At 61.7% G+C, this 12,763-nt stretch carries 10 protein-coding genes and 4 tRNA genes; 10 read left to right on the top strand and 4 right to left on the bottom strand.

The window, feature by feature from the left end; all coding sequences use genetic code 11:
* The 3 genes from Q0D45_RS14210 to Q0D45_RS14200 form a co-directional block, all read right to left on the bottom strand.
* Positions 1 to 1,366, bottom strand: a 1,366-nt coding sequence (locus Q0D45_RS14210) for an AMP-binding protein (protein ID WP_293393953.1), incomplete at its 3' end; no start/stop codon positions are given.
* A 251-nt stretch (positions 1,367 to 1,617) separates the two neighbouring features.
* Positions 1,618 to 1,693: transfer RNA gene (locus Q0D45_RS14205), tRNA-Glu, on the bottom strand.
* A 32-nt stretch (positions 1,694 to 1,725) separates the two neighbouring features.
* Positions 1,726 to 1,801 (bottom strand) — tRNA-Ala (locus Q0D45_RS14200).
* A 183-nt stretch (positions 1,802 to 1,984) separates the two neighbouring features.
* Between Q0D45_RS14200 and efp the strand changes: the two genes are divergently transcribed.
* The 8 genes from efp (at position 1,985) to Q0D45_RS14160 (ending at position 8,936) form a co-directional block, all read left to right on the top strand.
* Positions 1,985 to 2,554 (top strand): elongation factor P, encoded by a 570-nt coding sequence (efp, locus tag Q0D45_RS14195; RefSeq protein WP_293393951.1) that lies wholly within the window; start codon positions 1,985 to 1,987, stop codon positions 2,552 to 2,554.
* 68 nt (positions 2,555 to 2,622) lie between these two features.
* The gene (recA, locus tag Q0D45_RS14190) at positions 2,623 to 3,639 is read left to right on the top strand and encodes a recombinase RecA (protein ID WP_273457115.1); all 1,017 of its coding nucleotides are present in this window, start codon (positions 2,623 to 2,625) and stop codon (positions 3,637 to 3,639) included.
* Positions 3,640 to 3,670: 31 nt separating this feature from the next.
* Positions 3,671 to 4,141 (top strand): regulatory protein RecX, encoded by a 471-nt coding sequence (locus Q0D45_RS14185; RefSeq protein WP_293393945.1) that lies wholly within the window; start codon positions 3,671 to 3,673, stop codon positions 4,139 to 4,141.
* Between the two features lie 124 nt (positions 4,142 to 4,265).
* Complete coding sequence (alaS, locus tag Q0D45_RS14180; RefSeq protein ID WP_293393943.1) at positions 4,266 to 6,890, top strand: alanine--tRNA ligase; 2,625 nt, start codon at positions 4,266 to 4,268, stop codon at positions 6,888 to 6,890.
* A 104-nt stretch (positions 6,891 to 6,994) separates the two neighbouring features.
* Positions 6,995 to 8,227 (top strand): aspartate kinase, encoded by a 1,233-nt coding sequence (locus Q0D45_RS14175; RefSeq protein WP_293393941.1) that lies wholly within the window; start codon positions 6,995 to 6,997, stop codon positions 8,225 to 8,227.
* 219 nt (positions 8,228 to 8,446) lie between these two features.
* Positions 8,447 to 8,650 carry a carbon storage regulator CsrA gene (gene csrA / locus Q0D45_RS14170; RefSeq protein ID WP_293393939.1) on the top strand — a complete coding sequence of 68 codons (204 nt, stop codon included), beginning with the start codon at positions 8,447 to 8,449 and terminating at the stop codon, positions 8,648 to 8,650.
* An 88-nt stretch (positions 8,651 to 8,738) separates the two neighbouring features.
* A tRNA-Ser gene (locus Q0D45_RS14165) sits at positions 8,739 to 8,833 on the top strand.
* A 26-nt stretch (positions 8,834 to 8,859) separates the two neighbouring features.
* Positions 8,860 to 8,936 (top strand) — tRNA-Arg (locus Q0D45_RS14160).
* 143 nt (positions 8,937 to 9,079) lie between these two features.
* Here Q0D45_RS14160 and ettA read toward each other — a convergent pair.
* The gene (gene ettA, locus Q0D45_RS14155) at positions 9,080 to 10,744 is read right to left on the bottom strand and encodes an energy-dependent translational throttle protein EttA (RefSeq protein ID WP_293393937.1); all 1,665 of its coding nucleotides are present in this window, start codon (positions 10,742 to 10,744) and stop codon (positions 9,080 to 9,082) included.
* Positions 10,745 to 10,869: 125 nt separating this feature from the next.
* Between ettA and Q0D45_RS14150 the strand changes: the two genes are divergently transcribed.
* The gene (locus Q0D45_RS14150; protein WP_293393935.1) at positions 10,870 to 12,114 is read left to right on the top strand and encodes a threonine ammonia-lyase; all 1,245 of its coding nucleotides are present in this window, start codon (positions 10,870 to 10,872) and stop codon (positions 12,112 to 12,114) included.
* A 47-nt stretch (positions 12,115 to 12,161) separates the two neighbouring features.
* On the top strand, positions 12,162 to 12,668 hold the full coding sequence (locus Q0D45_RS14145; RefSeq protein ID WP_293393933.1) for a DUF1993 family protein: 507 nt from the start codon (positions 12,162 to 12,164) through the stop codon (positions 12,666 to 12,668).
* Positions 12,669 to 12,763: the final 95 nt, after the last annotated feature.

The raw sequence follows: 12,763 nt of genomic DNA, 5'->3' as shown, positions 1-12,763 counted from the left end.
ATTTCTCGTGTGGCATGCCGACCACCGCGACTTCGATGATCGCCGGGTGTCGCAGCAAGGTGCCCTCGACCTCGATCGACGAAATATTTTCGCCGCCGGAGATGATCACGTCCTTCAGACGATCGCGAATCTCGATGTAGCCGTCCGGATGGACGACAGCGGCGTCGCCAGTACGGAACCAGCCGCCCTTCAGCGCTTTCGCACTCGCTTCCGGATCGTTGTAGTAGCCGCGCATCACCGTGTTGCCGCGCGCCACGATTTCGCCATGTGTGATGCCATCAGCCGGCACCGGTTGATCGTGGTCGTCGAACACCGCGGTTTCGCCGGAGGTCACCAGTTCCACGCCCTGGCGTGCCTTGATCAGCGCACGCTGTTCGGCGCTCAGCGCATCATGAGCCGGAAGTGGCTCGCAGATGGTGATGAATGGCGAGGTTTCGGTCAGGCCGTAAGCCTGGGTAATGGTCCAGCCGAGTTCGCCTTCGACTCTCTCGATCGTCGCAGGCGCCGGTGGCGCACCCGCCGTGATCACGCGAACGCCTGGCCGTACAGCACGACGCTGCGCCTCCGGCCCATTGGCAATGCCGATCAGCACGGTGGGTGCTGCGCACAGCAGGCTCACGGCTTCGCGATTGATGTGGTCGTAGATCGCCAGTGGCTCGACCTTGCGCAGGCAGACGTGCGTGGCGCCCACTGCAGTGACAGTCCAGACGAAGGTCCAGCCATTGGCGTGGAACATCGGCAGCGTCCACAGATAGCGATCGGACGGCGTCATGTGCATGTGCACCAGCACGCCGACCGAATTCATCCAGGCATTGCGGTGAGTGATCATCACGCCCTTCGGACGCGACGTGGTGCCGCTGGTGTAGTTCACCGACAGCAGATCGGTTTCGGCAACCTCTGTCCGTTGGAAATCCGGCGACGCCTGCTCCACCAGGGTCTCGTACTCGAGCCAAGCGTTGCGCGAACCTTCGAACGCAACGTAGTGCTCGACGTTCGGCAATTGATTGCGAATGCTGTCGATGGCATCGAAGTAGTCCGGGTGCGCACAGACGATCTTCGAGCCGCTGTGATTGATCAGGTAAACGAAATCATCGGCAGTCAGCCGATAGTTGATCGGCACGATTACTCCACCGAACTGAGGGATCGAGTAGTACGTCTCGAGATTGGTGTGGGTATTCGGCGAGATCAGCGCAACGCGGTCGCCCTTGACCACGCCGAGTGCCTGGAATGCGGACGAGGCACGGTCGCAGCGATCAAGAAATTGCCGATAGCTGTAGCGACGATCGCCATCGACCACGGCTTCGCGGTCGGGGTAGAGCTTGCGGGCACGGCGGGCAAATTCCAGCGGGCTCAGCGGGGTCTCCACGGGCGACACTCCTCGGTTGTAGTTCTGGCAACGATCGATTGCGAAACATTAAAGTTTCGCTTGCCGAAGGGTAGCGGGAGTGTTGCGCAATGGGTATTGGGACAAGCCCGAGAAGCACAATTGGTAGTGCTTGAATTCGAGAGCAACGCGCACGCGAATGCTGGCCAAAGCAATGGTCGTCACGGCGACGACGATTCGGCCAGATATCAAGTTTTGGATTTGAAACTATGCCAGGCATCTATGGCCCGACATGGCGTCCCTACGGGGATTCGAACCCCGGTTCTCACCGTGAAAGGGTGGTGTCCTAGGCCTCTAGACGATAGGGACAACGAGGCGGTGTCGCGAGTGAATCAGAAACGTGGTGGAGCCAGCCGGGATCGAACCGGCGACCTCTTGCATGCCATGCAAGCGCTCTCCCAGCTGAGCTATGGCCCCGTACAGCGGAGCGAAAGTATAGGGCCTATCGAGGTGGGGACTCAAGTACTTTCTCGAGGAAATTTGCAGGCATGTCCGGGGAACCGGCGATCTATTAGACTGCGAGACGTTTTTCAGCCTGCAGAACCGCGCTGGACTCGCTCGGCGCACTCCTACCAACAGATCAACAAAGACGACATTCCCATGGCATCGGTCAGCACCAACGAAATGAAATCGGGCGTCAAGGTCCTCATTGACGGCGAACCGTACGCGATTCTCGACAATGAATACCGCAAGCCCGGCAAGGGCCAGGCGACGAACAGCATCAAGATCCGTGCGCTGAAGACCGGCCGGGTGCTCGAACGCACGCTGAAATCCGGCGATACCTGGGAATTGGCGGACGTCGAACAGACGGAAATGCAGTACCTGTACAACGACGGCGAATTCTGGACCTTCATGGATCCGGTCAGCTTCGAGCAGATTCAGGCCAATGACGCCGCGATGAGCGAAGCCAAGGTCTGGCTCAAGGGCGAAGAAGTTTGCACGGTGCTGCTGTGGAACGGCGTGCCACTGAGCGTCGCCGCGCCGAACACGGTGATTCTCAAGATCATCGAAACCGATCCAGGCCTCCGCGGTGACACCTCGGGTGGTGGTGGCAAGCCCGCGAAGCTCGAAACCGGCGCGATGGTTCGCGTGCCGCTGTTCGTTCAGCAGGACGAGTTGGTCAAGGTTGATACACGCACTGGCGAATACCTCGCCCGTGCAGGCAAGTAGGCCAAGCAGGATTAAAGGCACCGAAGACGATGGCAAAACCTAGCGCAGCAGCGACCGGAACCCAGACCATGGACGACAATCGCAAGAAGGCATTGGAAGCCGCTCTCAGCCAGATCGAGAAGCAGTTTGGCAAGGGTGCGGTCATGCGCATGGGCGCGGACGATCCGGCCCGCGATGTCGAGGTGGTGTCGACCGGTTCGCTGGCGCTGGACGTTGCCCTTGGCATCGGCGGCTTGCCGCGTGGCCGCGTGGTCGAAATCTACGGTCCGGAGTCTTCGGGCAAGACCACGCTGTGTCTGCAGGTGGTTGCCGAGATCCAGAAGCACGGCGGCACCGCGGCCTACATCGACGCCGAAAATGCGCTCGATCCGCAGTATGCGGAGCGCCTGGGCGTGGTGGTCGGTGACATGCTGATCTCGCAGCCCGATACCGGCGAGCAGGGTCTGGAAATCGCCGACATGCTGGTGCGCTCGAACAGCGTCGACTGCATCGTCGTCGACTCGGTTGCAGCGCTGGTGCCGAAGGCCGAAATCGAAGGCGAGATGGGTGACAGCCACGTCGGCCTGCAGGCCCGCTTGATGTCACAGGCGCTGCGCAAGCTGACGTCCAACATCAAGCGCTCGAACACGCTGGTCATCTTCATCAATCAGATCCGCATGAAGATCGGTGTGATGTATGGCTCGCCGGAAACCACCACCGGCGGTAATGCGCTGAAGTTCTACGCCTCGGTACGTCTGGATATCCGCCGCACCGGCGCGATCAAGAAAGGCGAAGAAGTGGTGGGTAACGAAACGCGCGTCAAGGTGGTCAAGAACAAGATGGCGCCGCCGTTCCGCGAAGCGCATTTCGAGATTCTGTACAACGAAGGCATCTCGAAACTGGGCGAGTTGATCGACCTCGGCGTCGAACATGGTTTCGTCGAGAAATCAGGTGCCTGGTACGCCTACAAGGGCGAAAAGATCGGCCAGGGCAAGGACAACTCCCGCAACTATCTCAAGGAGCATCCCGAGATTGCCGACGCCATCGAGGTGTCGCTGCGAGCCAAGCTGTTGCCGGTGAAGACGCGTACACCGGCAGCCGAGTAATTCCGTGGCTGGGCGCGGGCGCAGGCCGCCTGTGCCATTGGCTCCCGAAGCCGCGCGTGAGCGGGCACTTCGGGCGCTGGGCCGGCGCGAGCACAGCGCCCGTGAATTGACCACCAAGCTGGCGCATGACGGCCTGGATCGGGCTGTGGCCAGCGAAGTGGTGGGCGAACTTGGCGAATCCGGCTGGCAAAGCGATGCGCGCTATGCAGGACTGCTCAGTCGCTCACGCATTGCTCAAGGCTATGGTCCTTTGCGGATTCGCGCCGAGCTATCGGCGCGCGGCGTTGCTGATGCGCTGATCGTCGCCGCGCTTGAGGAAGCTGATCCTGACTGGCTGGAGATCATCGGCCGCATCTATCAGCGTCGCTATCGTGCGGCAGCGGTGGACGCCAAGGATTCTGCTGGCCGATATCGCTTCCTCGCCAGCCGGGGTTTCACGTCGACGCAGATCCGCTCGGTGATGCGCGATGCCATCGATGCCGATGGTGAGCCCGAGGAATGAGCCTGATCGCGCTCGAACGCTGGTTGAAGCCGGCCGGGAAACCCGTCAAAACCTAGCGGCTACAGGGTCTTGCGCGCTACCATGCGCGACTTTTTTCGCCCGGGCCGCCTGGCCTAAGCACGATATGAACAGCAACGAACTGCGCGCACGTTTCCTCGAGTACTTCCGTCGGCAAGGCCATGCGGTGGTGCCGTCGTCGTCGCTGGTGCCGAGCAACGATCCGACCCTGCTGTTCACCAACTCCGGCATGGTGCAGTTCAAGGACGTGTTCACCGGTCAGGACAAGCGGCCGTATACCCGCGCCACGTCGAGCCAGCGCTGCGTACGCGCCGGCGGCAAGCACAACGATCTCGAGAACGTCGGCTATACGGCTCGGCATCACACCTTCTTCGAGATGCTCGGCAATTTCTCGTTCGGCGATTACTTCAAGCCGGATGCGATCCGTTTCGCCTGGGAGTTCATCACCGGCGCCGAATGGCTGGCGATCGACAAGAACCGCCTGCTGGTCACTGTCTACCACAGCGATGACGAGGCCTATGACATCTGGCATCGCCAGATGGGTATCCCGGCCGAGCGCATCGTCCGCATCGGCGACAACAAGGGTGCGCCGTACGCTTCGGACAATTTCTGGGCGATGGGCGACACCGGTCCTTGCGGTCCGTGCACGGAAATCTTCTACGACCACGATCCCGACGGCTCGAAGGGCATCTACGGTGGCCCTCCGGGTTCGCCGGAAGAAGATGGCGACCGCTGGATCGAGATCTGGAACGTCGTGTTCATGCAGTTCGAGCGCTCGAAGAGCGGCGAGCTGAGCAAGCTGCCGGCACCGAGCGTCGACACCGGCATGGGCCTGGAGCGCATCAGTGCGCTGATGCAGGGCACCAACGACAACTACCAGATCGATACCTTCAAGATCCTGGTCAACGCGATCGCCAAGCTGTCGAACACGGCGCCGTATGCCAGTGCGTCGCAGAAAGTGGTGGCCGACCACATTCGTTCGGCCGCTTTCCTGATCATTGACGGCGTGACGCCGTCGAACGAAGGGCGTGGCTACGTGCTGCGCCGGGTCATGCGCCGCGCGATTCGTCATGGCTACAAGCTGGGCCTGAGCGAGGCTTTCTTCTGGAAGCTGGTTGCACCGTTGGCCGAGGCGATGGGCGAGGCTTATCCGGAACTCGTCGAGCAGCGTGCGCGTATCGAGCAAGTGATCCGCAGCGAAGAAGACAGCTTTGCGACGACGCTCGACAAGGGCATGAAGCTGCTCGAGGACGCGATCGGCATTCTCAAGAGCGACGTGATCCCCGGTGAAGTGGTGTTCAAGCTCTACGACACCTACGGCTTTCCGTTCGATCTGACCGCCGATATCGCACGCGAGCGCAACTTGAAGCTCGACGAAGCGGGCTACGACCGCGAGATGGAAGCGCAGCGCACGCGTGCGCGCGCCGCCAGCAAGTTCACTGCCGGCGAAGGGCTCAAGTACGAAGGTCCGGCAACGATCTTTCTCGGTTACGAGCAGACGGTCATCGACGACGCCAAGATCGTTGGTCTCTACCGCGGCAGTGTCGCAGTCGACGCGCTGGCAGCCGGCGACGAAGGTGCGGTGGTGCTCGATCGCACGCCGTTCTATGCCGAAAGCGGCGGTCAGGGTGGCGATGCCGGCACCGTCGGCGGCTTCGCGGTTGCCGATACGCAGAAGATCAAGGGTGGTGCGTTTGCCCATGTCGGCAAGCTCGAAACCGGCGCTCTGAAGCTCGGCGACACGGTGACGGCGACGGTGGCGATCAGCCAGCGTCGCGCGACGATGCGCAATCATTCCGTCACTCACCTGATGCACAAGGCGCTGCGCGATGTGCTCGGCGGTCATGTGCAGCAGAAAGGCTCGCTGGTCGATGCCGACAAGACCCGCTTCGATTTCGCCCACACTGGCCCGATGACGGTGGCGGAATTGGCCGAAGTCGAGCGTCTGGTCAATGCCGAAATCCTCGCCAACGTCGCGACGCAGGCGCGCGTGCTGCCGATCGAAGAAGCGAAGAAGACCGGCGCGATGATGCTGTTCGGCGAAAAGTACGGCGACGAAGTGCGCGTGCTCGATATCGGCAGTTCGCGCGAGCTTTGCGGCGGTACTCATGTCAGCCGCACCGGTGACATCGGCCTGTTCAAGATTGTTTCCGAAGGTGGCGTGGCGGCTGGCGTGCGTCGTGTCGAAGCGGTGACCGGCGATAACGCGCTCGCCTTCGTCAATGACTTGCAGGCTCGTCTGAGCGGCGCGGCGTCGATGCTGAAGTCTTCGCCGGCCGAGCTTGGCGCGCGGATCACGGCGATGCTCGAAGCACAGAAGCAGCTCGAAAAGGAACTCGCCCAGCTCAAGGGCAAGCTGGCCGCCAGCGCGGGTGATGAACTCGCCGGACAAGCCAAGCTGGTCAACGGCGTGAAAGTGCTGGTGACGGCGGTGGACGGTGTCGACAGCGGCGAACTTCGCAACCTGCTCGATCAGCTGAAGAACAAGCTGGGTTCGGGTGTCGTGCTGCTCGGCGTTGTCAGTGCTGACAAGGTGAACCTGATCGCCGGCGTGACGGCGGATCTGACGGCCAAGCTCAAGGCCGGTGAACTGCTGGCGTTTGTCGCGGCGCAAGTCGGCGGCAAGGGTGGTGGTCGTCCGGACATGGCGCAGGGCGGCGGCACGCAGCCGGAAAATCTGCCGACGGCCCTGGCCTCGGCACAGCAATGGATTGCGCAGAAACTGGGCTGAATCCGTTCGCAGCAGCAAGTTGCCCGTTTCCAGAGAAGCAGGCGGCTTGTCGGTAAGGACATGCTTCTCTGGAAACCAACAACCGGAAACTGGAAACCGCTTCAATGGCTTTGCTAGTGCAGAAATACGGCGGCACTTCGATGGGCTCGGTCGAGCGCATCGAACATGTCGCCTCGAAGGTCGCCGCCGCTCGGGCGCGGGGTGATCAGGTGGTGGTCGTGGTGTCGGCGATGTCCGGCGAAACCGATCGCCTGATCAAGCTCGCGAAAGCGATCAATCCCCGGCCGCTGGCCCGCGAACTCGATCAGATGATCGCGACTGGCGAGCAGGTGACGATCGCGATGCTGGCGATTGCCCTCGACAAGATGGGTGTGGCGGCGCGTTCGTACACCGGTGCGCAGGTGTCGATCCGCACCGACAAGGCCTACAACAAGGCGCGCATCCAGCACATCGACACCGAACGTCTGCTGGCCGATTGCAATGCCGGCATCGTGCCGGTGGTCGCCGGTTTCCAGGGTGTCGACTGCGACGGCAACATCACCACGCTCGGTCGCGGCGGTTCGGACACCACGGGTGTCGCGCTCGCTGCCGCGCTGAAAGCCGATGAATGCCAGATCTACACCGATGTGGACGGCGTCTACACCACCGATCCGCGAGTCGAGCCGAAGGCTCGGCGCCTGAGCAAGATCACCTTCGAGGAAATGCTCGAACTCGCGAGTCTCGGTTCGAAGGTGCTGCAGATTCGTTCGGTCGAATTTGCTGGCAAATACAAGGTACCGCTGCGCGTGCTGTCGACCTTCGTCGATGGTCCGGGCACGCTGATCACGCTGGACGAAAACGTTGGGGGAAGCAAAGTGGAAGATCCGTTGATTGCCGGCATCGCGTTCAGCCGGGACGAAGCACAGCTGACAGTCGCCGGCGTGCCGGATCGTCCGGGCATCGCAGCCGCGATCCTCGGGCCGATCGGGGACGCGAATATCGAAATCGACATGATCGTGCAGAACGTCGGTGCCGATGGCATGACCGATTTCACCTTCACGGTGTCGCGCGGCGAGTTGGAACGGGCCGCGGAAGTGTCGAAGAAGGTGGCCGAATCCCTGGGTGCCAAGGGCATTCGCACCGCGACCGATATCTGCAAGGTATCGCTGGTCGGCGTCGGCATGCGCTCGCACGCCGGCATCGCTGCGAAGATGTTCAAGACGCTGGCAGCCGAGAGCATCAATATCCGAATGATTTCGACTTCGGAGATCAAGATTTCCGTGGTCGTCGAAGACAAGTATCTGGAGCTTGCCGTGCGGTCGCTGCACAAGGCTTTCGATCTCGAACAAGCGGCCTGAAGCGGGAAACGCCTGGCGTGACTGACTGATCCGACAGAAGGCTGCAACACGCACATAAGTGTTGCGGCCTTCTGTCGGAAACATGAATTTTCTGTTTGCTTGCTGAGGCTTTGTCGAACTGACAGCGTTATCATTCGCGCAGACAGAGACCCGATCCAACGGGTCCGGGCTCGGTGAGCGTTCCACGCCACTGCAGGATCAGGGAAGGGGAGAGCAGTGATGCTGATTTTGACGCGCAGGGTCGGGGAGACTCTGGTCATCGGCGACGATGTGACGGTCACCGTGCTGGGGATCAAGGGCAATCAGGTCCGGATCGGTGTGAAAGCGCCGAAGGATGTTTCGGTCCATCGCGAAGAAATCTTCGACCGGATTCGAGTCGAGCGCGGCGAAGATACGACGGCACCGATTCGCGTCCTCGATTAGGACATTCGGCGACAAATTGCTTTACGGTGAGGGCCGTCGCCGCTATAATATTTGAGTGATATCGCAGTGTTGCTCTCTGCAGTATTTAGGAGAGATGGCCGAGTGGACGAAGGCGCTCCCCTGCTAAGGGAGTATAGGGTCTTAAAAACCTTATCGAGGGTTCGAATCCCTCTCTCTCCGCCATCGAGCAAGCATCTGTACCAGTTAATGCGCCCGTAGCTCAGTTGGATAGAGCACTTGGCTACGAACTAAGGGGTCGGAGGTTCGAATCCTTCCGGGCGCACCAGCAGTAACGAACAAACCCGACGGGTAACCGCCGGGTTTTTTTGTGCGTGTTGGTTCCGAACGCAGCACATGAAAAAGCCCGCCGCGGATCGAAGGGATCTGCGGCGGGCTCGGGTTTCAAAGCCGAATCGAAGCGGGGAAAACTCAGGCCAGCTTCTTGTGCCGCGAGCGGCGATTGACGCCAGGTTCCGAGCCCGTACGGCGCCGGAAATCCGCTTCGTATTCGCCGTAATTGCCTTCCAGGAAGACGATTTCGCCGGAATCCTCGAACGCCAGGATGTGCGTGGCGACACGATCGAGGAACCAGCGATCATGCGAGATGACCAGCGCGCATCCGGCGAAATTCAGCACTGCTTCTTCGAGTGCACGCAGGGTTTCGACGTCGAGATCGTTGGTCGGTTCATCGAGCAGTAGTACGTTGCCGCCGGTCAGCAGCATCTTGGCCAGATGCACGCGATTGCGTTCGCCGCCGGACAAGTCCTTGAGCCGCTTGCCCTGCGCTTCACCCTTGAAATTGAAGCGGCCGATGTAAGCGCGTGACGGCATTTCGAAGGAGCCAGCGCGAATGATGTCCTGGCCCTGGCTGATTGCCTCGAACACGGTCTGGTCGCCTTCGAGCGCATCGCGGCTCTGGTCGACGTACGCGAACTTGACCGTTTCGCCGATGCGGATCGAACCACCGTCCGGCTTTTCCTGACCGAGCAGCATGCGGAAAAGGGTAGTCTTGCCGCGGCCGTTGGCGCCGATGATGCCAACGATCGCACCCTTCGGCACGGTGAAGTTCAGGCCCTGATACAGCCAGCGATCGCCATACTTCTTGCCGACGTCCTGAACCTCGAGAACCATGTCGCCAAGGCGCGGACCGGGCGGGATGTACAGCTCCTGAGTTTCGGCGCGGGCCTGGAATTCCTGCGAGGCCAGTTCTTCGTAGGCCTTGATGCGCGCTTTCGATTTCGACTGCCGGCCCTTCGGGTTCTTGCGCACCCATTCGAGTTCTTCGGAGAGCGCCTTCTGGCGCGCGTCTTCGGACTTCTCTTCGGCTTTCAGGCGATTGGTCTTCTGCTCCAGCCAGCTCGAATAGTTGCCCTTCCACGGGATACCGTGGCCGCGATCGAGTTCGAGAATCCAGCCGGCGACGTTGTCCAGGAAGTAACGATCATGGGTGACGGCGATGATCGTGCCCGGGAAATCCTTGAGGAATTTCTCCAGCCAGGCGACCGATTCAGCGTCCAGATGGTTGGTCGGTTCATCGAGCAGGATCATGTCCGGCTTGCTGAGCAGCAGGCGGCACAGCGCCACGCGACGGCGTTCACCGCCGGACAGCTTGGTGACATCGGCATCCCAGGGCGGCAGATTCAGCGCCTCGGCAGCCTTGTCCATGATCACGTTGAGATTGTGACCATCGAGCGCTTCGAGCTTGCCTTCGAGTTCCTGCTGCTTCGCCGACAGCTTGTCGAAATCCGCGTTCTCGTCGGCATACGCCGCGTAGACCGCGTCGAGCTGCGCCTGCGTGTCGGTGATTTCCGACAGCGCTTCCTCGACGTTGCCGCGCACGTCCTTGGCCGGATCGAGCTGCGGTTCCTGCGGCAGATAGCCGACTTTCAGCCCCGGCATCGGCCGCGCTTCGCCGGAGAATTCCTTGTCGACGCCGGCCATGATCTTCAGCAGGGTCGATTTGCCCGAGCCGTTGTAGCCGAGCACGCCGATCTTCGCGCCGGGGAAAAAGCTCAACGAGATGTTGCGCAGGATTTCCCGCTTCGGCGGCACGGTCTTGCCGACCCGGTTCATCGTGTAGACGTATTGGCTCATGGGTTCTGCGCTGCTTTGGAATTCAGGGCGCGGATTATCAGCGACTGGCGGGGAAACTGTCATGCGCCGGGCCTTCGTCGATCGCCTACCTATAATCGGCCACTGTCTTTAGAGCTGCGATGACCATGAGCGAGCCCCTCGCGATCACTGCCGATGATGTCCGCGACGCGGCCCGCGTCATCGCCGGACAAGTGCTGCGCACGCCTTGCGCGCCTTCGCTGGTGCTGTCGAAGCTGACCGGGGCCGAAGTCTGGCTGAAATTCGAGAACTTCCAGTTCACTGCCTCGTTCAAGGAACGCGGCGCGATCAACAAGCTCGCGCGTCTGACCCAGGCCGAACGCGAGGCCGGTGTCGCCGCGATGTCCGCTGGCAACCATGCTCAAGCCGTGGCCTATCACGCCACGCGGCTGGGCATCCGCAGCGTCATCGTGATGCCGGTGAACACGCCGTTCACCAAGGTCCGCAATACCCGCGATCTGGGCGGTGAAGTGATCCTGCACGGTGAGACTTTGGCCGACGCTTTCGATTACATGCAGCGCGAACTGGTCGAGCAGGGCGGCATGACCCTGGTGCATCCCTATGACGATCCCTACGTGATGGCCGGGCAGGGCACGATCGCGCTGGAAATGCTTGCCGACGTGCCCGACCTCGACACCCTGGTGATCCCGATCGGCGGCGGTGGCCTGTTCTCCGGCAACGCGATCGCGGCTCACGATCTGAATCCGAAGCTGCGCATCGTCGGCGTCGAGTCCGCTGGCTACTGCTCGGCTTACGCATCGATTCAAGGCGATCCGACGCTGGTCCGAGGCGGCCCGACGATCGCCGAAGGCATTGCCGTGAAAGGCATCGGCAAGCGGACTTTGCCGATCATCCGCGCTCATGCCGATGAACTGGTCCGGGTTGACGAGCCGTCCATCGAGCGCGCGGTCGGCCTGCTCGCCAATGTCGAGAAAGTGGTGGCCGAAGGTGCCGGCGCGACCGGTCTGGCCGCGCTGTTGTCCGATCCGGCACGCTACGCCGGCCGCAAGGTCGGGCTGATCGTCTGCGGCGGCAACATCGATCCGCGTCTACTGGCTTCGGTGCTGCTGCGCCAGCTGGTGCATGAATCCCGGCTGGTCAGCCTGTCGATCGAGATCGAAGACAGCCCCGGCTTTCTGGCCCGCGTGGCCGGTTGCGTCGGCACTGCCGGCGGCAACATCGTGCAGGTCCATCACGAGCGTCTGTCGGCCGGCAGCCATGCCAAGCGCGCGACCCTGGAAATGCTCGTCGAAGCCCAGGATGTGGCGCATGCCAACCAGATCATCGCCGTGCTCGCCGAGGCCGGGCACGTGGTGCGCCGCGTGCACGGAGGCTACGGCGAGTTCGAGTAAGCTTGCGCGCTCGAAATCCGCCTTTAACTCAATCCGAGGAAATAACGATGACGCTCTCGATGTATCAGGCCTCGGTGCCGGTGTTCCTGAGGGCGCTCGACAACCTCGGCAACGTGCTGGCCGCCGGCGCTGCCCATGCCGAGGCGCGCAAGATCGATCCCCTGGTGCTGCTCGGCTCGCGTCTGTATCCGGACATGTTTCCGTTTTCGCGCCAGGTGCAGATCGCCTGCGACATGGTCAAGGGCGGCGCCGCTCGCCTGGCGGCCATCGCTCCGCCGGCGAAGGCCGATACCGAAAAGACCTTCGCCGAACTGATCGAGCGCATCGAATGGACTTCGGCGTTCCTGCGCGGCGTTGAAGCGGCGCAGATCGATGGTAGCGAGGATCGTCCGATCGTCATGAAGACGCCGTTCGGCGAGCTGAACTTCACGGGCCAGAGCTACCTGACCGGCTTCGTGCTGCCGAACCTGTATTTCCACTCGGCGACGGCCTACAACATCCTGCGTCACTCGGGCGTCGAGCTGAGCAAGTCTCACTTCATCGGCAAGCCCTGAGTCCGGCTGGGTCCTCGCGTTGGTGATCTGCCGCTGAATACGCCGCCACCGCTGCCGCCCGAATCGCGCGGCCCGTTCCGTCAGGTACTCGGCAA

The sequence above is a fragment of the Nevskia sp. genome (assembly GCF_023266035.1).
Classification (GTDB): domain Bacteria; phylum Pseudomonadota; class Gammaproteobacteria; order Nevskiales; family Nevskiaceae; genus Nevskia.
Note: the sequence above shows the minus strand (reverse complement) of the source record. Positions and strands in the feature narration are given on the sequence as shown.